Source organism: Janthinobacterium sp. PSPC1-1, from assembly GCF_049897625.1.
Classification (GTDB): domain Bacteria; phylum Pseudomonadota; class Gammaproteobacteria; order Burkholderiales; family Burkholderiaceae_D; genus Janthinobacterium; species Janthinobacterium tructae.
The window spans coordinates 156,610-183,571 of record NZ_JAFCWP010000004.1 but is presented as its reverse complement, the minus strand read 5'-3'; the positions used below and the strand labels follow the sequence as shown (position 1 = coordinate 183,571).

The following is a 26,962-nucleotide window of genomic DNA, read 5'->3' as shown; positions in this document are numbered from 1 at the left end:
AAAATCTGACCGGTCGTCTAGTGAGCGATTTTCGCCTCTGGCATCACCCCAGGCGCAGCGCCAGCGCCGCCAGGGTCAGCAGCAGCACGGGCACGGTCAGCACGATGCCGACGCGGAAATAGTATCCCCAGGAAATGTGGATGTTCTTGCTGTCGAGTACATGCAGCCACAGCAAGGTGGCCAGGCTGCCGATCGGCGTGATCTTCGGCCCCAGGTCACTGCCGATGACGTTGGCGTAAATCATCGCCTCGCGCACGGCGCCCTGCGCCGTCGTCGGGTCGATGGCCAGCGCGCCCACCAGCACCGTCGGCAGGTTGTTCATCACGGACGACAATAAGGCCGTCAGCACGCCCGTGCCCATGGCCGCGCCCCACACGCCATACTGGGCAAAGTGGTTCAGCATGCCCGTCAGGTACGCGGTCAAGCCTGCATTGCGCAAGCCATACACGACCAGATACATGCCCAGTGAAAAGACGACGATGTGCCACGGCGCATGACGGATCACATGACGCGTGGAAATCACGTGGCCCTTGCCCGCCACGCCCAGCAGCAGCGCGGCGCCCACGGCGGCGATCAGGCTGATGGGCACGCCCAGGTGTTCCTGCGAGAAAAAGCCCACCAGCAGCAGCGCCAGCACCAGCCAGCCGGCGCGGAAGGTGGCCAAGTCGCGGATGGCGGCGTCCGGGCGCTTCAGTTGCGAGGCATCGTAATCGCGCGGGATATCCTGGCGGAAAAAAAGCAGCAAGACGCCCAGGGTGGCGGCCACGGCGACGACGTTGACGGGCACCATCACGGAAGCGTACTCGGCAAAGCCGATCTTGAAGAAATCGGCCGAGACGATATTCACCAGGTTCGACACCACCAGCGGCAGGCTGGCCGTATCCGCAATAAAACCGGCCGCCATCACATAGGCCAGGGTGGCCCTGGCGGAAAATTTCAAGGCCCGCAGCATGGCGATGACGATGGGTGTCAGGATCAGCGCGGCGCCGTCATTGGCGAACACGGCGGATACCAGCGCGCCCAGCAAGACCAGCAGCACGAACAGTTTTCTGCCGCTGCCGCCACCCCAGCGGGCCACGTGCAAGGCGGCCCATTCGAAAAAGCCTGCCGCGTCGAGCAGCAGGCTGATGATGATCACGGCGATGAAGGTACCGGTGGCGTTCCACACGATATGCCAGACGACGGGGATGTCGCCCCAGTGGATGACGCCGGCCAGCAAGGCGACACAAGCACCGATGACGGCGCTCCAGCCGATGCCCAGGCCGCGCGGCTGCCAGATGACCAGGGTTAATGTGGCGAGAAAGATAAGAAAAGCGGTCAGCATGCGGCGAGGTTCCGGATAAGGCGGCAAGGCGCGCAATGGCGCCCGGGCCGGTGAATGGATACAATGATTCCATAATACTGGAAATATCAAATAGAATCAAAGCAATGATTCACCGACCAGGCAGTCGCTGCAGTTACTCGGATAGCTGCACCGCCTTTTTATCGAAGATGAACCAGCTGGTATCGACCTTGACGAGCAGCTTGGTCGGCGACAAATACTCGGCCGTCACGGAAACGGCATTGCAGTCTTCCTTCAAGACGATCAGGCTGGCCAGGGAATTGCTGCGTATATTGGTCTTGTACGCGGTGTGATATTGCTCAGGTTCGCCTGCCGGCCATTCCAGTTGAGTGTTCCTGGCCACCTTGGACATCTTTTCCGGCGCCGCATACTTTCCGTCATATCCGTGATAGTTGACGCAGACGCTGACGCCATCGCCCGCATTGACCTTGAATTCACGCGCCCCGATGTCCACCGGCGCCACCAGCGTCTGGTAATTCATCTGCCAGCGGCGCTTGGTCGCACTCTGCGCCCAATCGTAAATCAGGGCCACGCCTGCCTTGGCGTTATAGGCGACAGTACGCACCGCCCCTTGCAGCAAAGGGGTCCAAACCCACGTATTTTCGTCGAGGCTGCGGTAAGCGGCCGTGGCGTCCCCGGTGGCAACCGACCAGTCGCTCGTCTCGGCCGCATAAAAATTGATCAGCCTGCCATGTGGCTGCCTGTAAAACCGCGGCGTGCCTGGCGCAACGGGGTTTGCCGTCGACTCGGCCTGGCCTATGCCGGCGTTGTTATACCCTGCCCCCGCATCGAACGTCAGCGCATTCTTGTAGCGCGTGGCGCGCCTGACCCGCTGCTCCGGCAAATCGCCAAAATTTTCATAGATGCCGCCGGAAATGAAAATACTCTTGCCTTTTGACACAAAGGTAAAAGCATTGTTGTCCGCATGGCTGTGGTTGATCGCGCCAAGACGGCTGGAACGAAAAAACAGGCTCGAGCGCTGCGGATCGGCCGTATCGGAGTGCATGGCAACCACGCCCGCATCCTCGAACAGATACGTGCGTTTCAATGCGGGAAGCACGGCGGGTTCAACGGGCGGCCTGAGTGCTGTCAGGAAATAATGCTGGAAGGGCAAGGCCAGCGACTGGGTCTGCTCAATATTGTCACGGTAATACCATTCGTCGACGGGATTTTGCGATACCTGGGCGAACAGGCGGTAGGAGTCCCAGGCATAGGATGCATAATATCCCGTGCGGTTGCTGCCGTCGCCGAATGCGCTGCGCACCTTGCTCGAGCGGTCCCGCACCGTGTGCGCATGGAAATTGTCACCAAACTGCCGCAGCGCGGGGATACGGCTGATATCCACGTTGGCCATCAACAGATACGAGGCCATGGCCGGCGCATAGGAGTTGAGCGCATACCACGCATAACTGACGCTGTTGCCAAACGCGCTGTCCGTGCCGCCGCCCCAGGTGCCGGAACTCGTGATCAGCGTTTCCCAGGCTGCGGAGAAACGGTCAAACGGCGCCAGCGGCTTGTTGTTGGCATCGCAGGCCTTGTCATATTGCGCGCCCTGTTCAAACGTGACATCGCCGAGCGGTCCCTGCCCGACGGCGCCAGCCGACAGCATCAGGGTTTGCACCGCATAGTAGGCGGAGGCCAGGACATGGGAGTCATACGGATTGGCGCGCAAACCTGCCTCCATCTTGTACATCAAGGGATTGAGCCGTGCGTTGATCGCATTGATGAGCACATAGCGGTCCGCCCCGGTCATATTGTAGTAAAGCATGTCCAAGCCTTGCGCCAGGGCGACCATGATCTGCATGTTGGCCTGATCCTGCTGGCATTCGCCGCTCACGCCGTCCGGCGCCCAGCTGGCCAGTTGCAGCAGGCGGGCAATGGCCTGCGCGTGATAGCGCTGGTCGCCCTTGACCAGCGCCGCCACGGCCAGCCGCTCTATTCCCCGCGCCGCCCCGAACGCTGCGTTCTCGACAGCGCTGGGCTCCAGGATGATGGGATCTGCAGGCATAACGTATAGTTCATTGGCCAATACCTGCTCCGCCTCGGCCAGATACGTTTCGTAGGAGGCTGCCAGGGGACTTGCCTGCACGGCGGCGTGGATGGCCGACATTTGCATGACTTGGCCATTCGTCGACAGCGGAATCAGACGTGGATGCAAACGCTGTCCGATCCTGGCCATGACTTCGGCAGCGGTGGGCAGGTCGGGCAGGTTGTCGACAGCATTGCCGTCGAAATGAAAACGCCGGACCTCGCCGGACCTGCTTTGGCCGCCCGGCAGGCGATACTCCACCTGCCACGTGTACAGCCCCGTTTCGTTCAACAACTCGGGAAGAATCAGCGACGTGCGCGTCGTGGTAAAGCGCAATGGACTCTTTCCACTGGGAAAATTGACCGTCAAGACCATTTCTGCGACGTCATAAACATCAGGCCAGACAAACACGGGATTGCGCACTTTCACGGAGGTACAGTCGCGCGGCTCGATGCGGGCATACTCATGCTCCACGACAAAATCGGCTTCCTGCACGGGTTTGCAGCCGGCCGCGTACGATTCAGGAATATAGTCCTTGTCCAGCACCACCCCGGCAGACAGTTCGATGGTACGCGTGGCCGTTTCCGGCTCGCCGGGAGTGCTGGCCGTCAAGGTATGGCGCAGCGTGGAAGCATCGCCAGCGGCATACCTGACGATCTGGCTGTTGCCGCTGACCGGCACGCCATTCAGCATGACCGTGGCGGCCCCGCTCACCTCCCAGTGCAGGCGCACAGGCTGGCCTTCCACCACCTTCAGGTGATCGGCATCGAATGCCAGGATCGTGGGCGCAGCGTGCGCTGCGCCTATGCAAACAGATAACAATAGCGCGACATGGGGCTGACGCATGCAGACTCCTTTTGAATGGTGGACCAGGAAACACACCATCCCGCATCGAATACAGAGGAATAGTGATGTTATTTCAATAATAACATCAAAGCGGCAATACACTTGTTATTTTGAAATCATTCCATGCTCCATACACGTGCCCCGATGCATTGCTATGACGATTTCACCTACTCCTCCAGCCCTCCCCCCAGCGCCTTGTACAGGGCCACGGCCGACTTGAACTGGTCGCGCCGCGCGTCGAGCAGGGCTTGCTGCGCCGCATACGACTGGCGCTGCGCGTCGAGCAATTCCAGCCGGCTGTCCTGCCCCGCGTCGTAGCGCAGCTGCGACAGGCGCTGGCGCTGGCGCGCCGCCACCACCACGCGTTCTTGCGCATCGATCTGCTGCGCATACGTGGCGCTGCCGGCCAGGCCGTCGCGCACTTCGCGGAAGGCCGTCTGGATCGCCTGCTCGTATTGCAGCACGGCCACGTCCTTGCGCAGGCGCGACAGTTGCAGCTCCGCGCGCAACTGGCCGCCCTGGAACAGCGGTTGCGTCACTTGCGGCGCAAACGACCAGCTGCGCGCGCTGCCGCGGAACAAGTCACCGAGCTCCGGGCTGGCCAGGCCCAGCGACGCCGTCAGCGACAGACGGGGGAAGAAGGCGGCGCGGGCGGCGCCGATTTCCGCATTCGCCGCCACCAGCGCGTATTCGGCCTGCAAGATGTCGGGACGGCGCGCCAGCAAGTCCGACGGCAGACCGGGTGGCAGCTGTGTCAGCACGGGCTGGCCATCGAGCGGCCGGCCAGCCGGCAAGTCCGTTGGCAACGGTGTACCCAGCAGCAATTCCAGGTTGTTGCGCGCCAATAAGCTGGCCCGCGCGCGCGCCTGCACGTCCGCTTCCGCCGTGGCCGCCTGCCCTTCCGCTTGCGCCACGTCCAGGCCGCTGCCCTGCTGCGCGCCGTGCAGGCGCTGCGTCAGGATCAAAGCCTGGCGCCAGTCAAGCAGGGTTTGCCGCGCCAGCGCCAGCTGTTCCTCGGCCAGCCGCTGTTCCAGGTAGGCATCGGCGACGGCCCCGATCAAGGCCATGCGCGCGGCGCGCTGGCCCTGTTCAGTCGCCAGGTAGCGCGCAAACGCGGCGTCCGACAAGGAACGCAGGCGGCCGAACAGGTCGATCTCGAACGCGCTCATGGCAATGCCGACGCTGAACTGGTTTTGCGTCACTGCGTCGGCGCCGCGCTGGCGCACGCCGCCCGCATTCGCGCCGATGGCCGGGTAGCGGCCCGCATCCTGGATCTGGTACTGGGCCCGCACGGCTTCCACGTTGAGAGAGGCAACGCGCAAGTCGCGGTTGTTTTCCAGGGCGATGTCGACCAGGCGCTGCAGGCGCGCGTCGAGCAGCATCTGGCGCCAGCCCAGGTCGGCGGCACTGCTTGGCGCGGAAACCTCGCCATAGCTGGCGGGAATGGGCGGCGCCGGCTTGACCAGCGGCGGCGTCAATGAACAGGCCGACAAGACCAGCGCGGCCAGGGGCGTGATAAAAATCAAACGCATTACAACTCTCCTTCCACCGCCTTGATGGCGGTGCGATTACTGCGTTTGTTGAAGTACGTGCCCATCTTGTCGACGGTGCCCAGCACCACGACAAAGAACACGGGCACGAAAAACACGGCCAGCACGGTGGCGGTGATCATGCCGCCGAACACGCCCGTGCCGATCGCATGCTGCGTCTCGGCGCTGGCGCCCGTGGCCAGCATCAGCGGCACCACGCCCAGCGCGAAGGCCAAGGACGTCATCAGGATAGGACGCAAACGCAACCTGGCCGCTTCCACCGTCGCTTCGACCAATCCCTTGCCCTGCGCCTGCAACTGGCGCGCATATTCGACGATCAAAATCGCGTTCTTCGCCGACAGGCCAATGATCGTGATCATGCCCACCTTGAAGAACACATCGTTGGGCATGCCGCGCAACATCACGGCCAGCACGGCGCCCAGCAATCCCAGCGGCACCACCAGCATCACGGAGACGGGAATCGACCAGCTTTCATACAGGGCCGCCAGCACGAGGAAGACCACCAGCATCGACAGCGCCATCAGCATCGGTGCCTGCGAAGCCGATTCCTTCTCTTGCAGCGACTGCCCCGTCCACGCCAGCGCGAAGCCGGCTGGCAGCTGTTTCACCAGCCGTTCCATTTCCATCATCGCGTCGCCGCTCGATACGCCGGGCGCCGCGCTGCCGGAAATGCGCGCCGCAGGATAGCCCTGGTAGCGCACCAGTTGCAGCGGCGACTCGCTCCACACGGGGCGCACCAGTTCACCCAGGGCCACCATGCCGCCCGCGTTATTGCGGATGCGCAAGGCCAGCACATCGTTCAGCTGCATGCGCGACGGCGCATCGGCCTGGATGATCACCTGCTGCATGCGGCCGGCGTTCGGAAAATCGTTGACATAGGTGGAACCCATGGCCGCCGTCAGCATGTCGGCGATCGCTGTAAACGACACGCCCAGCGCCTCGGCCTTGGTGCGGTCGATATCGAGGCGCACGCTGGCACCGGGCGGCAAGCCGTCCGGATACACGCCCGCCACCTTGCTGCTTTGCGCGGCCAGGCCCAGCAACTGGTTCTGCGCCGCCTGCAGGGCGGCGATGCCCTGGCTGGCGCGGTCTTGCAGGCGCATGGAAAAGCCGGACGAATTGCCCAGTTCATCGATGGCGGGCGGCATCAGGCTCATGATCACGCCCTCCTTCGCCTGCGCCATGGCCTCCTGCGCCAGCGCCACTTCTTCCTGCGCCGTGGCACCGTTGCGCTCTTTCCAGTCTTTCAGCATGGTAAACGCCAGGCCCGCGTTCGGCCCCGCGCCGGAAAAGCTGAAGCCGAGGATCGACTGGTTCACCTCGATGCCGGGCCGCGTGGCCACATGCTGCTCGTACAGTTTGACAACATCGAGCGTGCGCTCCATGGTGGCGTCCGACGGCAGCTGGATCGAGGTGATGAAATAGCCTTGATCTTCTTCCGGCAAGAAGGCCGACGGCAGTTGCATGAAAGCCACGCCCAGCGCCGCGACGATGGCGCCATACACGACCATCGAGCGGCCCGCGCGTTTCAGCATCGCCACCACGCCCTTTTCATAGCGGGCCGTCATGCGCTCGAACTGGCGGTCGAACCACAGGAAAAAGCCTTTTTTATCGTGGTCGTGCGGGCCAATCGGTTTCAACATGGTGGCGCACAGGGCCGGCGTCAGGGTCAGGGCCAAAAACGCCGAGAACAAAATCGACACGGCCATGGCCAGCGTGAACTGGCGGTAGATGGCACCCACGGAACCGCTGGCCAGCGCCATCGGGATGAACACGGCCGTCAGCACCAGGGTGATGCCGACGACCGCACCGGTGATTTCGCGCATGGCTTTTGACGTCGCTTCCTTCGGCGACAAGCCTTCGGTGGCCATCAGACGCTCGACGGCTTCCACCACCACGATGGCGTCATCGACGATGATGCCGATGGCCAGCACCATGCCGAACATGGTCAGCACGTTGATGGAATAGCCGGCCAGCAGCATCACGGTAAAAGTGCCCATCAGGGCAATCGGCGCGACGATGGCGGGAATCAGGGTGTAGCGTATCTTTTGCAGGAACAGATACATGACGAGGAAGACCAGCACCATCGCCTCCAACAGCGTGACGATGACCTTCTCAATCGAGATTTTCACGAACGGCGCCGTATCGAACGGCACCGAATACTTGATCCCGGCCGGCATGGTGTGCGCCAGTTCGGCCATGCGCGCGCGCACGGCGCTGGCCGTCTGCACGGCGTTGGCGCCCGGCGACAGCATGATGGCGGCGCCCGACGCGGCTTGCCCGTTTTCGCGGATGCTGAAGTTGAAGCTTTGCGCCCCCAGCGACACTTTGGCCACGTCGCCGATGGTCACTTTCGAGCCATCCGCATTCGCGCGCAGCACGATGGCGGCAAATTCGGCCGGCGTTTGCAGCTGGCCCTGCACCGTCAGCGGAATGGTGACGCGCTGGCCGTGCACGGCGGGCGAGTCGCCGAGGCGGCCCGGAGCGATCTGCGCATTTTGCTGCGCGATGGCGGCCGTCAGCTCGCCCATGGCGATGTTGTACGACACCAGCTTGGCCGGGTCGACCCAGATGCGCATGGCCCGCTCGGAGCCGAACAGCTGCACCTTGCCCACGCCGGGAATGCGGCGCAGTTCTTCCGTCACGTTGCGCGCCAGGTAGTCGCCCAGCGCCACTTCATCATGCTGGCCCTTCTCGGAAATCAAACTGACGATCATCAAAAAGCCGGACGACGCCGATTCCACCGTCAGGCCATTTTGCCGCACGGCTTGTGGCAGGCGTGGCTCGATGGCTTTCAGGCGGTTTTGCACGTCCACCTGCGCCATTTCCGGATTCGTACCGGGCTGGAAGGTGACGGTGATCGAGGCCGAACCCGAGGTATCGGTGGACGACTCGAAATACAGCAGGTGCTTGACGCCCGACAGTTCGCGTTCGATCAGGCCTACCACGGAATCGTTCATGGTTTGCGGCGTGGCGCCGGGATAATTGGCGCTGATGCTGACGCTGGGCGGCGCCACGGATGGGAAGCGCGCAATCGGCAATTGCGGTATGGCGATCAGTCCGAACAGGACGATGAAGACCGCCACCACCCACGCAAAGACGGGGCGGTTGATGAAAAATTGAGGCATGTCGTTAGGCTTTCATTGTATTCAAAGTGTGCATCAACGGGCCTTGGCGGCAGCCGCCGTTGCCACGACAGCCGGCTTCCACGGCTGCGGCGCGGCGATGGCGCCCGGCTGCAAGCGTTCCTGGCCTTCGATGACGACGGTATCGCCCGCCTTCAAGCCGCCGTTGACCACGTACTGGTGCTCGACCACGTCGCCCACGGTAATCGGTTTCAGGCTGGCTTTGTGCGTGCCGTCGAGCACCCAGGCCTGCGCCTGGCCATCGCTGCTGCGCAAGACGGCTTGCTGCGGCACGAGCACGCCATTGGCTTGCACGGCGCGCGCAATGCGGGCGCGCACGAACATGCCGGGCAAGAGCTGGCGCTGCGGATTGTCGACCAGCACGCGGATCACGGCGTCGCCCGTGCCCGCATCGACGCTGATGCCGGAGAACAGGATGCGCCCCGTGACGGGATGCGGCTGGCCGTCGGCGCCCAGGATGGTCACGGGCAGCTTGTCCGCGCCTCCGTTACCGGAGGCTTGCAGCGCGGCCAGCGCGGCGGCCGGCTGGCGCACGTCGACATATACCTTGTCGATCTGCTGGATGCGCGCCATCGGCGTGACGTCGGCCAGGCCCACCAGCGCGCCTTCGGTCACCAGTTCGGAGCCGATGCGCCCGGCAATCGGCGCCTCGATGCTGGCAAAGGCCAGGTCCAGGCGGCGCCGCGCCAGGCTGGCACGCGCCTGCGCCACGGTGGCCACGGCTTGCTCGCGCTGGGCCACGGCATCGTCATATGCCTGGCGGCTGATGGCATCCGCTTCCACCAGCGGCTTTAACCTGTCGGCCTGGCTGCTGGCGCGGTTCGCCGTGGCCACCGCATGCTGCAGCGCGGCGGCGGCCGAATCGACGTCCGCCTGGAATGGCGCGGGATTGAGCTGGAACAGCTTCTGCCCCGCCTGCACCTCGGCGCCCTGTTCGAACTGGCGGCGCAGCACGATGCCGCCCACCTGCGGGCGGATGTCGGCCGTGCGGAAAGCCGCCACCCTGCCCGGCAATTCGTCGCTGAGGACGACGGGCGCCGCTTGCAGCTTGAGCACCGTGACAGCGGCGGGCGGCGCCGCGCCTTCTTGCGGCGCGGGTTTGGAACAGGCGGCAAGGCTGAGCAGTGCCGCGGCGATCAACATGTTTTTCTTGGTGAGGTGGCTCGGATGCATGGTCTTTTCTATGGCAGATCCCAACCGGCGGTCCGGTCGACAGATACGCGCAGCATAAAAGCCTTGCGTGGATATTCCGTCAAAGAAATGTGGAGATTCGATGGAGATGGCGAAGAATGCTAGACTATTTATATGAACTATCATCACAGCGCCAGCCAGCCCTCCTTCCTTGCCACCACGCCGCCTTCCGCCCTCATCCTGATTGCCGAAGATGAACCGCAAATCGCCCGCATCCTCGCCGGTTACCTCGAGCGCGACGGCTACCGCACGGCTTTCGCGCTCGATGGCCAGGAAGCGCTGCAGCAGCACCTGGCGCTGGCGCCGGACCTGCTGCTGCTCGACGTGCAGATGCCCAGAGTCGATGGCTGGGGCGTACTGGCGGAAGTGCGGCGGCGCGGCGAAACGCCCGTCATCATGCTCACGGCGCGCGACCAGGATGCCGATAAACTGGCGGCCCTGCGCGTGGGCGCCGACGACTACATCATCAAGCCCTTCAATCCAGCCGAAGTGGTGGCCCGCGTGGCGGCCGTGCTGCGCCGCTCGCGCGTGCGCCACCACCCGGTGGGCGGCCAGCGCCTGCGCTGCGGCCCCATCGAAATCGACCAGGAAACGTATGTGGCCAGCGTCCTGCGCGATGGCGCGCCCGTGCCCTTGAGCCTGACCTTGACGGAGTTCCGCCTGCTGGCGCATCTGGCGCGCACGCCGCGCCGCGTCTGCAGCCGCCTGGAATTGCTGGAGTCGTGCATGCCCGAGAGCACTTCGATGGAACGCACGGTGGACAGCCACGTCAGCAAGCTGCGCAAGAAGCTGGAAGAATCGGGCGTGATGAACATGCCGGCCAGCCTGCGCGGCGTGGGCTACCGGCTGGAAAGCGACTGATGCGCTTCACGGGCCTGAACCGGCAGATCGTGCTGTCGATGTCCGTGCTGATGGTCAGCAGCATCCTGATCATCTGGATGGGCTCATGGATCTTCTTTGCCGTCGCCTTCAAGATCGATCCCGACATGCTCTCCGAGCCGGACGACTGGTCGCCCAGCACCGTCGAGTGGCTGTGGATCTTCGCCATCACCATCTTCGGCTTGCTGCTGGCGGCCTTTTTCGCCATCAAGCTGGCGGCGCGCATCTTGAAACCGATCAATTCCGTGATGGACAGCGTGCGCCGCGTGGCGCATGGCGACCTGTCCGCGCGTGCCTTCGCCGGTGACCGCAGCCTGGGCGAGACGGCCATGCTGGTCGATGATTTCAACAGCATGGCCGAGCGCCTGCAGCGGGCGGCCAAGGAAAGCGAAACGTGGAATGCGGCCATCGCGCACGAATTGCGCACGCCCGTGACCATCCTGCGCGGCACCTTGCAGGGCGTCGTCGATGGCGTCTTCAAGCCCGAGGAAGTACCGTTTTCCAGCCTGCTGGCGCAAGTCGAGGACCTGGGTCGCCTGGTCGAGGACTTGCGCACCCTGAGCCTGGCCGACAGCGGCCACATGCAGCTGCGCATGGCGTGGACGGACCTGACCCTGGAAATCGAGGAAGTGCGCCGCCTGCTGGCGCAAGAGATGGAAGCGGCGGGTTTTAGCCTGCAATTGCACCTGTCCGACCATCCCGTCTGCTGCGACGCGGCGCGCATCCGGCAAATCGTGCTGGCCCTGCTCGACAACGCGCGCCGCTATGCGCATCCGGGTCTGCTGCGCGTGCGTACCCGCGTGCTGGCCGGCCAGTATTACCTCAGCGTCGAGGATGCGGGGCCCGGCATTGCAGAGGAACTGGCGCAACACGTGTTCGAGGCGTTTCGCCGCGGCGACAGCGATGGCGGCGACCTGCACGCGGGCAGCGGCTTGGGCCTGGCCGTGGTCGAAGCCATCGCGCGCGCGCACGGCGGCAGCGCGGCCTGCACGCGCGGCAAGGCGGGCGGCAGCGTGTTTACCGTCAAGTGGCCAGTCGAGCGCGGTGTGCCGCCGGCCGCCGGCTGACTATATCGCTGGCGCGCGCAGCATGTCGACAAAGGCGCGCAGCACGGGTGGCATCTGCCGCCGGCTCGGGTAGTACAGGAAGTAACGGGACGGCGGCGGCAAGCAGCGCTGCAACACGCACGCCAGACGCCCCGCCGCGATATCGGCGCGCGCATCGGCCGCGTACACATACGCCAGTCCCGCGCCATCGCGCGCCGCGTGCAGCATCAGTGCATCGTCGTCGAACACCAGCGGGCCGCCCACGGCGATGCTGACGGCTTCCCCCTCCTGCTCGAACTCCCACGCATACTGGCGCCCGCTGGGGAAACGCCGGACTATGCAGGCATGCTTCAGCAAGTCGCGCGGCGTGGCTGGCGCGCCATGCGCCGCCAGGTAGGCGGGCGACGCCACCACCACGAACGGTTGCGGCGCACCCACGGGCACGGCGATCATGTCGGCCGCCACCTGCTCGCCAAAGCGGATGCCCGCATCAAAACCATCGCGCACGATATCGATCATGCCGTCATCGGTGACCACGTCCACCTGCACGCGCGGATAGCGCGCGACAAAACCGGCCAGCATGGGCGCCAGCAACAGCCGCGCGGCCGGACGGGGCACGTTCAGGCGCAGCTTGCCTGCAGGCACATCCTGCAAGGCGCTCAGGTCCAGCAAGGCATCGTCAATTTCGCGCATGGCCGGCGTGAGGCGCGCCAATAGCTGCTGCCCCGCCTCGGTCGGCGTGACGCTGCGCGTGGTGCGGTTCAGCAGGCGCACGCCCAGGCGCTCTTCCAGCGTGCGCAATGCGTGGCTGAGGGCGGAGGCGGACACGCCCCGTTCGAGGGCGGCCTGGCGAAAGCTGCGCAGGCGGGCAACGGCGGCAAAGGCCGTCAATTCATTCAGGTCAGCCATTATTGAGGAAAAAAACTCATGAGCAATATTCAGTAATGCATGCAGGATTAGCCATCTTATCGCATGCTGTTGCTTCATCCATACTCCTTGCATCTTTTTTTGGACGAGGAGTAAAAAATGGAACACAGAACACTGGGCAATTCCGGCTTGCGCGTCGCCCCCATCGGCCTGGGCTGCATGGGCATGAGCTTTGCCTACGGCGGCGCAGACGAGGCCACCTCGCTGCGCGTGCTGCACCGCGCCGTGGAACTGGGCGTGACCCTGATCGACACGGCGGAAGTCTACGGACCCTACGCCAACGAGGAACTGGTAGGGCGCGCCCTGAAGCAGCTGCGCGGCAAGGTCAAGGTCAGCGTGGCCACCAAATTCGGCTTCAAGATCCTGCCCCATGGCCAGGGCGTGGAACGCATGGCGGGCGTCGACAGCCGCCCGGAGCACATCGTCCAGGCAGTGGAAGGTTCGCTGTCCCGGCTGGGTATCGATTGCATCGACTTGCTGTACCAGCACCGCGTTGACCCCGCCGTGCCCATCGAAGATGTGGTCGGCGCCATGGCCGATCTGGTACGGGCGGGCAAGGTGCGCCACCTGGGGCTGTCGGAAGTTTCTGCCGCCACCCTGCGCCGCGCCCACGCCGTGCATCCGATTGCGGCCGTGCAGTCCGAATACTCGCTGTGGAGCCGCGACGCGGAAGCGGACGTGCTGCCCGCCTGCCATGCCTTCGGTATCGGTTTCGTGCCCTACAGCCCGCTGGGCCGGGGCTTCCTGACGGGCCAGATCACCTCCGGCGCCGCACTGGCGCCCGACGACTACCGCCACAGCCTGCCCCGCTTTCAGCCGCAGGCGATGGCGGCCAATGCGCACATGGTTACCGAACTGCAGCGCCTGGCGGCGGCGCGCGGCGCCACGGCGGCCCAGCTGGCCCTGGCCTGGCTGCTGGCGCAAGGCACTAACATCGTGCCGATACCCGGCGCCCGCAGCGTGGCGCACCTGGAAGAGAACGTGGCCGCCGCGCAGATCGAATTGAGCGACGCCGAGCTGGCTGCCATCGGCGCGGCCTTCGCAGCTGCCAGCGTGCACGGCGCGCGCTACCCGGCGGTGGAGCTTGCCATGCTTGGCCTGTAGACAAGAATGCCTGGGTGCTTTATACCAATTCTTTGCCCCCTTGCACTTGAAATGCCTGAATCCGCTATCATTTCCAATCTGAACTATTCATTATGAAAGGGATTTACATGTCCGCACTGCTCGAAACACTGCAATGGCGCTACGCCACCAAGAAAATGGACCCAACGAAAACGGTACCGCAAGACAAGGTCGAGCGCATCCTGGAAGCCGTGCGCCTGACGGCCAGCTCCAGCGGGCTGCACCCGTATGAAGTGTTCGTCGTGACGAATCCGGCCCTGCGCGAGCAGATCAAGCCGCACGCATGGAACCAGTCGCAAGTGACGGACGCCTCGCATTTGCTGGTGTTTGCCGCCTGGGACAATTACACGGTAGAACGCATCAACGCGCGCTTTGACCTGGTCAACACCGTGCGCGGCTTCAAGAATGAAGGCTGGGAAGCGTACCGCCAGCAAATCCTGGCCACGTATCCGCAGCGCGACGCGGAAACCAACTACCAGCACGCGGCGCGCCAGGCGTATATCGGCGTGGGCACGGCCCTGATCGCCGCAGCGCAGGAAAAAGTCGATTCGACGCCGATGGAAGGCTTTGACCCGGCCAAGGTCGATGAAATCCTGGGCTTGCGCGAAAAAGGCTTGCGTTCCGTCGTCATGTTGCCGCTCGGCTACCGCGCCGACGCAGGTGACTGGCTGGTGGACCTGAAAAAAGTGCGCCCTGCACGCGAGCAATTCATCACCGAGCTGGCGTAAGCGCTTCGCCCGTGACTGAAAAGCGGCTGCCGGCGACGGCAGCCGCTTTTTTGCATTCAGGCGGGCTGCGGGAAGCGCACCGTCACTTGCAGGCCCCGCCCCGCCTCGCCGTCGGCCAGCGCGATATCGGCCTGGTGGTGCTCGGCGATGTGGCGCACGATGGACAGGCCCAGGCCGCAGCCCCAGGCGTCGTTGCCGTCGGGGCGGAAGAAGCGGTCGAACAGGCGCGCATGGTGCTGCTGCGGCACGCCGGGGCCGTTGTCGGATACGCGCAGCAGGGGCCGGCCGTCTTCCAGCGCCGCCTGCAAATCGACCCTGCCGCCCTGCTGCGTGTAGCGCAAGGCGTTATCGATCAGGTTATTCAGCAACACTTGCAAGCCGTCGGGATCGGCCTGCACCAGCACCGGGGCCGGGGCCGGCAGGGTTTCCACCACGCCCAGGTCGATCGCGCGGCTGTCGGCCAGCGCGCTGTGGTCGGCCACGGCCGCTTCCAGCAATTCTCCCAGATCAACAGTTTGCAGCTGGCTGGCCGTCAGCGCCGTTTCATGGCGCGCCAGGCTGAGCAATTGCCGCACCAGGTGCGTGCTGCGGTCCAGCCGTTCATGCAGCCGCGCCAGCGCCACGCGGCGTTCATCCTCGCTGCCGGCCCGCTCGGCCACCTGCAGCTGCAGTTTCAATGCCGTCAGCGGCGAACGCAATTCATGCGCGGCATCGGCGACAAAGGTGCGCTGCGCCGTCAGCGCCGCCTCGAACTGCCGCATCAAGCCATTCAGCGCCAGCGCCACGGGCCGCAACTCGGGCGGCATGTCGTCCGCTGCCAGCGGCGTCAGTGCGTCGGGCGAACGGCCCGCCACGGATTCGGCCAGCCGGTGCAGCGGTGCCAGCGCGCGGCCCACGACGGCGACGATCAGCAGCGCCAGGATCAGCGCGAACACCAGCAGGGGCGCGCCGGCGCGCATGGTCATTTGCCAGGCCAGCTGGTCGCGCACAGCCTGCGCCTGCGCCACCTGCACGTAGCGGCCGCGCCGCGTCTCGCCGTACAGGCGCCAGTCTTCACCGCGCAACGTGACATCGGCAAAGCCGGCCAGCGCATAGCGCGGCAGTGCCGCTTGGTCCGGCAAGATGGGCAAGGGCTGCCCATCCTCGTCCCACGCCTGCAGCACGAACGCTTCTTCCGGCTCTTGCGCGACCGGCGAGCCCGTCTGCGGCTCAAACTCGTCGGGCAAGGCCACGGCCAGCTGGCGCAGCTGCAAATCGGCCAGCTCATTGGCTTCTTCCAGGAGCGAGCGGAACAGCGAAATGCCGGCACCGAGCACGCACAGCAAGGTGGCCGCCAGCAGACCGAGCAGCAATTGGCGGCGAATCGTCATCAAGATGCTGCCCGCATCTTGTAGCCCACACCGCGCACGGTCTGGATGCAGTCCGCGCCGAATTTCTTGCGCAACTGGTACACGTACACGTCGACGGTATTGCTTTCCACTTCGCTATCCCAGCCGTACAGTTTTTCGCTCAGTTGCCGTTTCGACACCACCTTGCCCGGATGGTCGAGCAAGGCGCGCAGCACGGAAAACTCGCGCGGCGCCAGCTTGACCAGCTCCCCCTCGAACGTGACGTCGTGGCTGGCCAGGTCCAGGGTCAGCGCGCCATGCTCGATGACGGAGCGCGAACGGCTGACCCTGCGGCGCAGCAGCGCGCGTATGCGCGCCAGCAATTCATCGAGGTCAAACGGTTTCACCAGGTAATCGTCGGCGCCGCTGTCGAGCCCTGCCACGCGGGCCGGCGTGCCGTCGCGCGCCGTGATGATCAGCACGGGCAACTCGGCGCCCCGCGCACGCGTGGCGCGCAGCACGTCCATGCCCTCTTTGCCCGGCAAGCCCAGGTCCAGCAGCATCAGGTCGTAGCCGAAGCCGGCCAGCGCCAGCTCCGCATCGTGGCCATCGCGCACCCAGTCCACGGCATAGCACTCACCGCGCAAGCCCTCGACCAGGCTTTCCCCGATCATCGGATCGTCTTCCACCAGCAACACGCGCACCCGGGCCCTCACAATCGCACAAAATAGCGACATCTTACCTTGGCTGGCGCAAGCCGACTTGGCACTGGCTCCGCTACCGCGGCCATCCGCGCCAAGTGGCAAGGGTTGCCAATGTTCCTGTATGCCTAAGCAGCCTCCTGCGGAGAATTGACGTCAGCCAGAAACAGCCGCAGACGCTCGCGATGCGCATCCGTCCTGGCAGATGCCTCCAGCACGGGTTGCAGATAATAAAGCAGCAGATCGCGCTTGCTCTCCTGAACAGGAAGCTGTGCGTGCAAAACGCCGATCAAGGCATCGAAAGCCATGAGCGCGGCAAAAATTTCATATGGCTTTGCGCTGGCAAAGGGCATTTTCTGCAGATACTGCTGCGCCAGGCGAATCTGATCCGCCCGCTTCCACGACACATGCGGCAGCACCTGAAACACCTCCCAATAATCGGGCGAATCCACTGGATATCGCATGATCAGGCAGTCAGCCGCCTGCGCAGAGGCCATCTTGCGCAGCGCCGCAGCCGTTATTTGCAATCTGTCATCCATATTCAACTCCCCTGGCAGTCCATGCAACTTTGCCGCTCCCACGCATACGCGAGACCCTGGTTGTTTTGCAGTTCGCCCGGCTCGTAGCCATCCACATCGTCTTCCGTGTAGCCGGAGATATCGATACTGAAGCCATGGGGTGGCATCACAAAGCATGGCGGAATATATGCCCCCATGGCCACCCCGCCCTCATACTGTACGGCCGTCAGCGTGCCATCGGCATGCGAATGAAAGCCTGTGCCCAAGTACAGGCCGCCGCCATCGATCAGCGTTCCAGGCTTGCCCGGCGGGCTTTTCGGTATCCTGCGCAAGCTGGCCCTGGCGGCAAAACAGTCCCGCATGCTCATTCCTCCAGGGCGGCCCGCAATTCCGCCAGTCGTGGCGCAGCATGGAGCTTGCCATTGATGACATGGCTGATGTGGTCCCCGTCACAAACGGGACAGGTTTGCCGCACGTAATGCAGACCGTGCTTGACACAGTAGCCGGCGCATTTCGCGGGCAAGTACGTGGACTGGCTGACGATGCACGAGCCGGGCTGCACGAAGGCGGGCAAGTCCTGCAGCAAGCGGGCAATCTCTTCCCATCCACAATGCACGGCGATCTGCACATGGCCATGCTCCTGCAAAGCCTCTCGCACGGTCATGTATGCCGCAACGGGACTGATCGCATGCATCCGTGCCGTCCAGATTGCGGCGCTTTTCATCATGCCTGCATGAATACTGCCCCACACGTCAAAATCGGCAGGATTTTCCATCACATTCCTTGTTCAAGTCCTTATCTTCCCTCAGCTATTCCGGAGTTCCAGCCGATAACTGGGTTCGCGCTTCCATCACCCAAGTGTGGCGCGCGGTCAAGCCCGCATGGCAAGCGCCCCCACGATCAGCGCGCGCATGCCCAGGTCGAACTCGGCTTCGATGGCCGCATCGTCCTTTTCTTCCCATGCGTCACCTGCTGGCGCATACACGGTGTCGGCCAGGGCCACGCAGTGAAAAGCCACGGTTGACAGGGGCTCCGACTGCGCACCATCCGTCAGCAATACCGATATCGACCTGCGCCGCCGGCAAAGTTTCGAACAGCTGATCGCCAAGGGCGGCACCCTGGCCGACTTCGACGACCTGGCCGTCGACGTGTGAGCAGCGCCAGGGTCCGCGCTGTAGCTGGTGCCGCAGTCGACGTCTTACAGATCCTGGTTGCGGTTCAAGGTCACGTCCCCTTCGGTGGCCGTGGCCGGCACCACGGATTGCGTCGTGGCCGCATGCACATCGGAAGGCTGCATGGTCACGACGGGCCTGGCGTTGACGTACCAGTCGCTGTCGAACTGGAGGTAGGGATTGATCTTGGTGATCGCGCCGCCCGGCTGCGGCGTCAGACTGGCCTGCGGTTGCTGTGACTGGCGCTCCGGCGTCATCTTCATGTTATCGCCGGCGCCATGGCTGTACACGTCGAGCGGGATTTGATGGTTGTAGACGAACGCTTCGATGGGGCCAGGCACACCCGTCAATACTTGCCAGGCAGGAATCTGGTAATTGCTCTGCGGGTTCTGCGGTTTCAGGAACACCAGCGCGGTCTTGCCTCGCATTTCGTCCGATTCCACGTTGTTGCTGATGTTAATTTGCGTAACCATCGTTTGCTCCCTGCTCTGGATCTGGCCGGACTCAAGAAAAACAGCGCCGGACGACGAGTCCGCGATTTCCTCTGGCGCTGGTCATCACTGCAAACGATGCGGCGGCGCTCGCCTGGCACAGCCCGCAACAGGCCCTGTCGGATGCAGGGCCTACGCGGCAGCTTACTGGAAGATTACTGCGCCAGGTAGCGTTCCGAACGGGGGCCGTACAGCAAGCCGTTCGGCACGCCGGCCGACAGCAAGCGCGCATTCGCCGTGCCGGCGATAGGATGGCTGGCATCGGTGCTGGTGTTGATGATCTGCTTGACCGCCGCCGTCACCAGGGCGCCGATCAGGCCGCCACCACCGCTGTTATTGCCTTCGTTGCTCGAAGCGCTGGCCGCGCCCTGCCACAGCAAGGCGCCCGTCTTCAGGTCGACCAGCTTGGCATCGACCGACACCACGGTCACGCTGTCGATCACGGCATACGTGGTGCCGTACTTGGAAATCGTCACATACAGGCCCGCATCGGCGCCAAAGATCTCGTTGAGCTTTTTCGCATCGACACCGTGGATATCGGCGGCATTCGTCAAGCCGTTCTGCTTGAAGGTTTCACCGACCACGGCCACCGGCAGCACGTAATAGCCCGCTTCGGCCAGCGGATAAGTCACTTGCGCGTAGACGCTGTTGCCGGCATTGACTTCGGGCGAGTTGTTCAACGGCGGCAAGACCACGATGGAACGGGGCTTGGCCGCCTTGAAGGCCGTATAGTCATACGCGGCCTGCTTGGTGGCGCAACCGACCATGAAGATGGCGGGACCCAGGCACAAGGCCATTTTCAACATGCGCGACATCATAATTTCTCGCCTTTTTTCAATTTACCCAACAGGAAGTCCATGTACGGCGTCGATTCGGGGAAGAGTTTTTTCTCGTCTTCGAATTGCGCGGCGACCTGCTCCGGTTTGCCCGCGATCGAGTACAGCATGCCCAGGTGGGCGTGGTAGCCCGGCGGCGCATGGTTGCCCTTCGCAGCGATCACTTGCAGGTCTTTTTCCATGGCAGCGATCTGCTGCTCCGGACTTTCGCCTTTCAGGTATTCGTACACTTGCGGCTGGTAGCCTTCCCATTGGTACAGGGTTTTCGACTGCGTGGCGCAACCGGTCAGGGCGGCACAGGCGAGCATGGCCAGCAGGGCTGCGCCCTTGTTCATCATTGTTTTCATGGGATACCTTATTGTTTGCGCAATGCGCCCGCTTCGACGCCGGCGACCAGGCGCTCGACCGCTTCACGCATGGCCAAGTCCAGCACCTTGCCGTTGAGGGTGGCGTCATAGCTGGCAGTGCCGCCAAAGCCCAGCACTTCGCGGTTCGACAAGCTGTATTCGCCGGCGCCGCCAGCCGAGTACACGACTTCCGAGGTGGCGATGTTGACGACGTTCAAGGTGACCTTGGCATATGCCACTTGCGTCTTGCCGCGGCCCATGATGCCGAACAACTGTTTGTCGCCCACTTCCTTGCGGCCGAATTCGGTCACGTCGCCGGTCACGACGAAGTCCGCGCCCTTGATGTTCTGGCCCTGCTTCTTGAATTCCGCTTCTTGCTTGAGCTCGGCCATGTTGTCGCGGTCGAGCACGTTGAAACGGTTGGACGTCTGCAGGTGCGCAATCAGGATCGTTTTCGACTGGCTGCCCAGGCGGTCGACGCCATCGGAAAAGATGCCGCGCATGAAGTTCGAGCGGTTGTCGAATTTGCCGACAGCGATTAGGGTGCGTGGACCAACGTAGGGACGGGCTGCGCTGGCAACCGTGGGGACAGCCAGGGCTTGCGAGGATTCGGAAGCGCAGCCAGCCAAGGCCGCGCCAATCAGCGTTGCAATCAACAACGCGCCGGGTTTATTCTTGTTCATAGTGCCCTTAAGATATGGAGGAACAGGAGCAACCTGCAAAATTGAATTTAGGCAAGTTAATTTCCTAATTGCAATTATATGGGATTGCATGTCTTATAATTCTCTCCAAAAGTAACGATGGCAAGGATTGCACTATTGCCCGCCATACACAGGTGTGGCCCTGCTTGACTTCCCAGTTCAGATTCATTAACTTAGTAGTAAAAAAGCGTGTCGTCAGCGCCCTATGCCACTGTCCCTCACAGACCTCGCCCGCCGGCCTGCCCCGCCCCGGCGCCAACTCCACTGCACGTTTTCACATAGATGGGTCACCAGGCCATGCCGACACACGATCATTCCCCGGCCCATCCGCTGGCCACGGCGCTGGCGCTCTCGCTGGGCGCCGCCATTGCGTTGGGCCTGTCGCGCTTTTCGTATGGCTTGCTGCTGCCGCCCATGCGCGCCGACCTGGGCTGGTCGTACCTGCTGGCCGGGGCCATGAACACCTTCAATGCGCTCGGCTATTTCCTGGGCGCCCTGGCCACGCCGGCCCTGATGCGCCGCCTGGGCGTGTGGCGCTTGCTGATCGCTGGCTGCGTGCTGGCCAGCGTCTTCATGCTGATGTCGGGCCTCGTCAGCGATACGACCACCCTGTTCCTGCAGCGCGTGTGCGCGGGCGTCGCCAGCGCCTTCATTTTCATCGCCGGCGGCGTGCTGGCAGCGCGGCTCGGTTCCATGCACAGCCAGCGCGCCGGCTTCTACATCGGCCTGTACTACGGCGGCACGGGCTTCGGCATTGCGCTGTCGGCCCTGCTGGTGCCGGCGGCGCTGGCCGCCGCACAGGAGCACGGCGCCGCGCATGCCTGGCAATGGCCCTGGCTGGCACTGGGCATCGCCTGCCTGCTCGCCACCGCCATCATGGCCCTGCCGGCGAAAGCCATCGGCGAAGCGCCGCGCGCCCTCGACACGCCACGGCGCTTCGCCTGGCGCGATTTCGCCCCCAGCCTGGCCGGCTACTTCATGTTTGGCGTCGGCTATATCGGCTACATGACCTTCGTCATCGCCCTGCTCAAGCAGCAAGGCATGCCCCCCGCGCGCATCACCGTGTTCTACACCCTGCTGGGGCTGGCGGTGGTGGCGTCGTCGCGCATCTGGGCGCGCATGCTCGACCGCTACAAGGGCGGCGAATCGCTGGCGATATTAAATGGCGTGCTGGGCGTGGTGAGCATCCTGCCCGCACTGACCAGCTACGTGCCCGTCGTGTTCCTCTCCGGCCTGGTCTTCGGCGCCGTGTTCCTGTCGGTGGTGGCCTCGACGACGGCCCTGGTGCGGCATAATCTGCCGCAGCAATCGTGGACGGCCGGCATAACGGCCTACACGACGGTGTTCGCCCTAGGCCAGATCGTCGGCCCCATCGCGGTCGGCTGGATCGCCGACGGCCCGGCAGGACTGGAGCGGGGCTTGATCGCCTCGGCCATCGCCCTCTTCATCGGCGCCGCATTGGCCGCGCGGCAAAAGGCGCTGGCGCCGGCCGCATAGTAGACTGCTGGCATGGCCAACCTTCGCGGAAAGATCACGATGAACACCGATGCACGAAAAATCCCGGCAACGATGGATGCCGAAACGCTGGAATTCATCCAGGGCCTGTTTGCCCTGGTGCGCGAAGGCGACACGCAGCAACTGGGCGCCATGCTCGCGCAAGGCGTACCCGTCAACTTCCGCAACGAAAAAGGCGACAGCCTGATCATGCTGGCCAGCTACCTCGGCCACCTGGAAACGTCGCGCCTGCTGCTCGAAGCGGGCGCCGACGCCAACGTGCCCAACGACCAGGGCCAGACGCCGCTGGCCGGCGTGGCCTACAAGGGCTACCTGGAGATCGCCGAACTGCTGCTGCGGCACGGCGCCAGCGTGGAAGGCGCCAGCCCGGACGGCAAGACACCGTTGATGATGGCCGCCATGTTCAACCGCCTGGCCATCTTCGACCTGCTGCTGCAACACGGCGCGCGCATCGATGCCGTGGACAGCCGCGGCATGACTGCCGTTTCGTTGGCCAAGTCAATGAACGCACAGGAGACGCTGGCTCGCCTGGTCAGCCTGGGGCAGACGACAGCGTAGTCGATGCATGTATCGCCGGCAGTTTTGCGACTGCCATTGGAGAGTTCAGGAAACGCTCTGCCTTAACATCGTTTCTCCGCAAGGGGAAGGCAAGCGTCCTGGCGCAGCTCGCGCCGCACGCCCTGGCGTACGTCGTCCATGCCGATTTCCTCGCTGCCGCGACGCAGGCAAGCCAACGCCGCGTGGCGCAGCACGTTGATGATGGCGCCGCCGCTCAGTTCAAATTCATCGGCCAGCGCATCGAGCGCACAGTCCGGCGCCAGCCGGCATGGCGGCGCGAAGGCGCCCTGCCATAGCCGCAGGCGCTCGGTGCGGCCGGGCATCGGGAAATGCAGCATCGACTGGAAGCGCCCCGCGCAGGCCTCGGCAATATTGACCTTGAGATTACTCGCCAGAATGGCCACGCCGGGAAAATCCTCGATCCGCTGCAACAGGCGGGCCACGTCCTCGTTGGCGCCGCGCTTGCCGAACAGTGCATCGGCCGCGTCGAAGAACAAGATCCAGTCTTGCTGCCCGGCCTGCTCAAACACGCGCGCCAGGTTTTTCTCCGTTTCGCCGGCGTATGTCGACACCAGCATCGACAGGTCGATGCGGTACACCGGCAAGCCGCTCTGCTTGCCCAGCAACGCAGCGGTGAGCGACTTGCCGGTGCCGGGCGGGCCATAAAACAGGCTGCGAAAGCCCGGCTTGATGCGCCGTTCCAGCCCCCAGCCGCGCAGCAGCGTGTCGCGGTGTTCGATCCAGGCGCGGATTTCGTCCACCTTATCCTGCAGCTGCGGCGCCAGCACCAGCTGGTCCCAGTCCAAGGTAGTACTGAGGCGCCGGGCCGGCAAGCCGCCGTCGTAGTCGGGCTGGCAAGACTCGCCGGTGACCAGCAACGACAGCGCCTCGCGTCCCAGTTGCAGCGGATGACCGAGCAGGGTCCGGGGAGCAGCGCCGTCGGCTGGCCACTCGTCCCATGCCAGCAAGCCAAGCCTGCGCAGCGGCGCGCCAGCGCCGAACAGGCGATGCGTGGCCATGCGTGCCGCCAGCCGGTCCCCGGCCAGCAGAAATGACGCGGTCTCGGCGGTCGGCCAGAAGCCCCGGTGGCTGCCGCCCTGCCCGCCGAACTCGCTGAACGGCAAATCCAGGCTGGCGTTGCGAATCAGGAAGCTGTCCAGCGCCTGCGGACGCACATGCGGCGCCAGCGCGAGAATCAGCACCAGCCGCTCCTCGGCACTGAGCCCCCATTTGCGCAACGCCAAGGCATACGGCGCGTGCGCCGGCAAGGTGGGCGGCTCCGGCATGCGAGGAGCGTCGGCGCGCTGGAAATACTGCGCCATCGACGCCGCGATGACGGCATCCAGCCAGGCCAGCTCGGCCTCCAGGGCCTTGGCGGCCGTGATCTCGATGTCCTCGTCGGCGCCGAGGGACAGCCGGGTCTTGCCGCACAGGGCCACGCCGTCCTTCGACATGGCCAACGTGTTCGTATGCATGAAGCCCGGTGCGGCCGGGGCATGCACCTGCGCGCTGTCACTGGCGAAGCAGCGTGGCGGCAAGCCGAAAGTGACCTCGGTCATCCAGTTACCTTGTTCCAGCGTGTGCTCCACACGGGCGATATACACGTCGCCGTCGAAGCGCCCACCCAGTCCGGCCAGTTCGAGAGTCTTGCCCGGTACCGCCAGCGCATTGCCCGGAAAACTCACCGTACCGCGCACACCGTTGCGCGCATCCGTCTCGGCATGGAACGCGAGGATCGACTCGCCATAGGCGACTAGCAGTACGCAGCTGTTGTCGGCTTGCTCCGGCGCTCCGATGGCGACCTCGGCGCAGCTCAGCACCAGCTGCGAGCCGCCCTGTCTGCCTATCCGCATGCCGTGCTTGACGATGATGCCCTTGAAGACGGTGCTGATGTTCGGGTGGTAGCCTATTGCGACCTCCACCGTCACGCCGGGCAGCAGCGTGTCTGCCGTACTGAGCTCGAATCCCCCCGTGGACAGATCGCCGTCGGCGAGCACGATGCGTGCCGTGCCCAGGCGATTGATCTCGCGCGTGACGTGTATGCTTTCGACTGCATAGTCATCCGGCATGGCATGCCCGTTCAACGTGACCGTCATCGACACCAGGCCGGTCTTGCCACCCAGCGGCCATATGCCTGGGTCTTGCGCTTCACCTGCCATCACAATAACTCCTCGATAAGCGATCAGGAAACCTGCTGTTGCTGCTGGAATGTCAGCACGATGAATTCGGCCGGATGAAGCAATGCCACGCGTATCGACACGCGCATATAACCGTTCAGGATATCGTCGCCGCTCATGCTGCTGCCCAGACCGATCTGCACGCTGAACGCATCCTGCGCCTTGGCGCCGGCCAGCGCCCCGCTCTGCCACTGGCTGGTCAGGAAGTTGGAGATCATGTTCTGCACCGCCACCCAGGTCGTGGCCACGTTGGGCGCGAAGACATAGGCGAGCATCGCGTTCTTGATCGATTGCTCCAGCATGATCAGCGTGCGGCGCACGTTGACGTAGCGCCAGTCATCGCTGTTGCCATCGAGCGTGCGCGCGCCCCACACCACCAGGCCACGCGTGGGAAGGGTGCGGATCGCGTTGACCGCCCGCCCGTCGAGCGGCATGTTCAAATCCTCCTGGTCGTCATGCGAGATCTCCACCATCGGCGAGAGCGCCCCCATGATGCTGGTGTTGGCCGGCGCCATCCACACGCCAGCACTTTCATCCGTCCGCGCGTACACGCCAGCCATGGCGCAGGCCGGCGGCAACTGGTTGGCCAGCGTCAGCATGTCGGCCACCACGCGCTGGTACAGGGGACTCACCTGCCGAAGCTGGTCATGACAGCGCGCAATCTCCGCCGTGCGGCTTTGCGTGCCGGCTGGCAACGGAACGGCGTCGACCGGCAGCCGATGTTGGATGGCGGCATACAGGGTGTTCATATTGCCTTGCATCTGCGCGGAGGGTTGCGGCTTCATCGCCGCCAGTTCGGCCTTGAGAGCGTCAGCCAGCACCGCCAGCCCTGCGTCTTGCAGGCTGTCGTAGGTGATGCTGCCTTCGTCGACCACATCAAAATTGAGCCACGGATAATAGGCCGCGCCGTAGTTGAGGAAATTGCTGCCGATTTTCTCGCGCAAGCCATCCATCTTGCCGGAAATAACATCACCGTCCGGGTCATAGCTACGCTGCGTGCCGCCGCCATGGATGTCGATCAGCGCCATGCGGCTCCGCATGCTGCCGCAATGCTGGAGCGCCGCCTGCCAGAACTGGTAGCAATCGTCCGCGCTAGCGAGCAAGACGCTGTCCGGCGCCACGATCAGCGTCACATCCAGCACTTTTTTCAAGACATCGAACGGTGCTTCCCTGACGCCGGCGGGATCAGGCTCCGGCATAAAATCCGAGGCTTGGATGCCATTCGCCTGGACGCTGGCAAAGGTTCCCACCGATATCACGTAGGCCGGTCCGCCGCAGTTCAAGAAGTATAGCTTCACACCGTGGTAAAGGAAAAACCGCTGCGCCAATGCGGCGGTGAAGGTCTTCTGGTCGGTGCCGGGGGCCAGCGAAAAACTCGGCACCGGTGGCCCGCCGAAGATACGCACATAGTCCACCAGCGAGCCGATACGGGTGGGAATGCCGGCCTTGGCAACAGCTCCGTCGGCAGCCTTCTCGGTGTAGCCGAGAAACACCGGTATCGCCGTGGGCACCTCGATGACCGTATTGGGAAATGCATCCTGCTCGACGATATACACGCCGGGGGTCTTCAATTGCATCATCGCTCCCTGTCCGGTACTGGGCTTGAAGGCTGTCGCGGCGGCCGCAAGCTGAATGTCAACATACGATAAACAGCGGCAAGAATCGCCGTGTCAGTGATTTGTGAACAAGCCAAGTTGGTGCCAACTTGGCGACCAAGCAGGAATTTTAATATGAAATTTTGTTTTTTAATAAATTAAAAAATACTGCTGTCTCCGCAGCCGAAAAAGACCTTGCGTAAAAATAGCGTCGAGC

General features: G+C 63.8%; 24 protein-coding genes. 6 read left to right on the top strand and 18 right to left on the bottom strand.

Going from position 1 to position 26,962, the window contains the following annotated elements:
• Positions 1-43: 43 nt before the first annotated feature.
• The 5 genes from ACP7EG_RS14790 to ACP7EG_RS14770 form a co-directional block, all read right to left on the bottom strand.
• Positions 44-1,324 (bottom strand): arsenic transporter, encoded by a 1,281-nt coding sequence (locus tag ACP7EG_RS14790; protein ID WP_426088187.1) that lies wholly within the window; start codon positions 1,322-1,324, stop codon positions 44-46.
• 133 nt (positions 1,325-1,457) lie between these two features.
• Complete coding sequence (locus tag ACP7EG_RS14785; RefSeq protein ID WP_426088186.1) at positions 1,458-4,217, bottom strand: DUF4962 domain-containing protein; 2,760 nt, start codon at positions 4,215-4,217, stop codon at positions 1,458-1,460.
• A gap of 167 nt (positions 4,218-4,384) precedes the next feature.
• Entirely contained in the window at positions 4,385-5,749 is a 1,365-nt protein-coding gene (locus ACP7EG_RS14780) for an efflux transporter outer membrane subunit (RefSeq protein ID WP_426088185.1), read from the bottom strand.
• Positions 5,749-8,895, bottom strand: a complete 3,147-nt coding sequence (locus ACP7EG_RS14775) for a multidrug efflux RND transporter permease subunit (protein WP_426088184.1) — start codon at positions 8,893-8,895, stop codon at positions 5,749-5,751. Before ACP7EG_RS14775 ends, ACP7EG_RS14780 begins: the two co-directional genes overlap by 1 nt.
• Positions 8,896-8,928: 33 nt before the next feature.
• Positions 8,929-10,086, bottom strand: coding sequence for an efflux RND transporter periplasmic adaptor subunit (locus tag ACP7EG_RS14770; protein WP_426088183.1), 1,158 nt, complete (start codon positions 10,084-10,086; stop codon positions 8,929-8,931).
• 132 nt (positions 10,087-10,218) lie between these two features.
• On the opposite strand from ACP7EG_RS14770, the gene ACP7EG_RS14765 reads away from it, so the two are divergent.
• Both ACP7EG_RS14765 and ACP7EG_RS14760 read left to right on the top strand, forming a co-directional pair.
• Positions 10,219-10,965, top strand: a complete 747-nt coding sequence (locus ACP7EG_RS14765; protein WP_426088182.1) for a response regulator — start codon at positions 10,219-10,221, stop codon at positions 10,963-10,965.
• Positions 10,965-12,050, top strand: coding sequence for an ATP-binding protein (locus tag ACP7EG_RS14760; RefSeq protein WP_426088181.1), 1,086 nt, complete (start codon positions 10,965-10,967; stop codon positions 12,048-12,050). Before ACP7EG_RS14765 ends, ACP7EG_RS14760 begins: the two co-directional genes overlap by 1 nt.
• On the opposite strand, the gene ACP7EG_RS14755 is transcribed toward ACP7EG_RS14760, so the two are convergent.
• The gene (locus tag ACP7EG_RS14755; RefSeq protein WP_426088180.1) at positions 12,051-12,938 is read right to left on the bottom strand and encodes a LysR family transcriptional regulator; all 888 of its coding nucleotides are present in this window, start codon (positions 12,936-12,938) and stop codon (positions 12,051-12,053) included.
• A gap of 117 nt (positions 12,939-13,055) precedes the next feature.
• On the opposite strand from ACP7EG_RS14755, the gene ACP7EG_RS14750 reads away from it, so the two are divergent.
• Both ACP7EG_RS14750 and ACP7EG_RS14745 read left to right on the top strand, forming a co-directional pair.
• Positions 13,056-14,060, top strand: a complete 1,005-nt coding sequence (locus ACP7EG_RS14750) for an aldo/keto reductase (protein ID WP_426088179.1) — start codon at positions 13,056-13,058, stop codon at positions 14,058-14,060.
• Positions 14,061-14,167: 107 nt separating this feature from the next.
• The gene (locus ACP7EG_RS14745) at positions 14,168-14,806 is read left to right on the top strand and encodes an NAD(P)H-dependent oxidoreductase (protein ID WP_426088178.1); all 639 of its coding nucleotides are present in this window, start codon (positions 14,168-14,170) and stop codon (positions 14,804-14,806) included.
• A gap of 56 nt (positions 14,807-14,862) precedes the next feature.
• Here the strand turns inward: ACP7EG_RS14745 and ACP7EG_RS14740 are convergent, their stop codons facing one another.
• From ACP7EG_RS14740 to ACP7EG_RS14695, 10 genes are all read right to left on the bottom strand, one after another.
• Complete coding sequence (locus tag ACP7EG_RS14740) at positions 14,863-16,176, bottom strand: ATP-binding protein (protein WP_426088177.1); 1,314 nt, start codon at positions 16,174-16,176, stop codon at positions 14,863-14,865.
• Positions 16,176-16,838 carry a response regulator gene (locus tag ACP7EG_RS14735; protein WP_426088176.1) on the bottom strand — a complete coding sequence of 221 codons (663 nt, stop codon included), beginning with the start codon at positions 16,836-16,838 and terminating at the stop codon, positions 16,176-16,178. The genes ACP7EG_RS14740 and ACP7EG_RS14735 overlap by 1 nt, the downstream gene beginning before the upstream one ends.
• Before the next feature lie 125 nt (positions 16,839-16,963).
• Positions 16,964-17,374: a hypothetical protein gene (locus ACP7EG_RS14730; protein WP_426088175.1), complete on the bottom strand. Its 411-nt coding sequence runs from the start codon at positions 17,372-17,374 to the stop codon at positions 16,964-16,966.
• A 2-nt stretch (positions 17,375-17,376) separates the two neighbouring features.
• Positions 17,377-17,715: a hypothetical protein gene (locus ACP7EG_RS14725; protein ID WP_426088174.1), complete on the bottom strand. Its 339-nt coding sequence runs from the start codon at positions 17,713-17,715 to the stop codon at positions 17,377-17,379.
• Between the two features lie 2 nt (positions 17,716-17,717).
• Positions 17,718-18,128, bottom strand: a complete 411-nt coding sequence (locus ACP7EG_RS14720; protein WP_426088173.1) for a hypothetical protein — start codon at positions 18,126-18,128, stop codon at positions 17,718-17,720.
• Between the two features lie 96 nt (positions 18,129-18,224).
• The gene (locus ACP7EG_RS14715; protein WP_426088172.1) at positions 18,225-18,371 is read right to left on the bottom strand and encodes a hypothetical protein; all 147 of its coding nucleotides are present in this window, start codon (positions 18,369-18,371) and stop codon (positions 18,225-18,227) included.
• Between the two features lie 180 nt (positions 18,372-18,551).
• Positions 18,552-18,998: a hypothetical protein gene (locus ACP7EG_RS14710; protein WP_426088171.1), complete on the bottom strand. Its 447-nt coding sequence runs from the start codon at positions 18,996-18,998 to the stop codon at positions 18,552-18,554.
• A 173-nt stretch (positions 18,999-19,171) separates the two neighbouring features.
• A complete protein-coding gene (locus tag ACP7EG_RS14705) occupies positions 19,172-19,834 on the bottom strand; it encodes a DUF799 domain-containing protein (protein WP_046684982.1) in 663 nt (220 codons plus the stop codon).
• Entirely contained in the window at positions 19,831-20,199 is a 369-nt protein-coding gene (locus tag ACP7EG_RS14700) for a DUF4810 domain-containing protein (RefSeq protein ID WP_425269243.1), read from the bottom strand. The genes ACP7EG_RS14705 and ACP7EG_RS14700 overlap by 4 nt, the downstream gene beginning before the upstream one ends.
• Before the next feature lie 8 nt (positions 20,200-20,207).
• Positions 20,208-20,882, bottom strand: coding sequence for a CsgG/HfaB family protein (locus ACP7EG_RS14695; RefSeq protein WP_096235165.1), 675 nt, complete (start codon positions 20,880-20,882; stop codon positions 20,208-20,210).
• Between the two features lie 315 nt (positions 20,883-21,197).
• Between ACP7EG_RS14695 and ACP7EG_RS14690 the strand changes: the two genes are divergently transcribed.
• Both ACP7EG_RS14690 and ACP7EG_RS14685 read left to right on the top strand, forming a co-directional pair.
• Positions 21,198-22,397 carry a YbfB/YjiJ family MFS transporter gene (locus tag ACP7EG_RS14690; protein WP_426088170.1) on the top strand — a complete coding sequence of 400 codons (1,200 nt, stop codon included), beginning with the start codon at positions 21,198-21,200 and terminating at the stop codon, positions 22,395-22,397.
• Between the two features lie 39 nt (positions 22,398-22,436).
• Positions 22,437-22,973: an ankyrin repeat domain-containing protein gene (locus ACP7EG_RS14685; RefSeq protein ID WP_426088169.1), complete on the top strand. Its 537-nt coding sequence runs from the start codon at positions 22,437-22,439 to the stop codon at positions 22,971-22,973.
• 62 nt (positions 22,974-23,035) lie between these two features.
• On the opposite strand, the gene ACP7EG_RS14680 is transcribed toward ACP7EG_RS14685, so the two are convergent.
• Positions 23,036-25,132, bottom strand: coding sequence for an AAA family ATPase (locus ACP7EG_RS14680; RefSeq protein WP_426088496.1), 2,097 nt, complete (start codon positions 25,130-25,132; stop codon positions 23,036-23,038).
• A 23-nt stretch (positions 25,133-25,155) separates the two neighbouring features.
• Positions 25,156-26,730 carry a phage tail sheath family protein gene (locus ACP7EG_RS14675; protein ID WP_426088168.1) on the bottom strand — a complete coding sequence of 525 codons (1,575 nt, stop codon included), beginning with the start codon at positions 26,728-26,730 and terminating at the stop codon, positions 25,156-25,158.
• Positions 26,731-26,962: the final 232 nt, after the last annotated feature.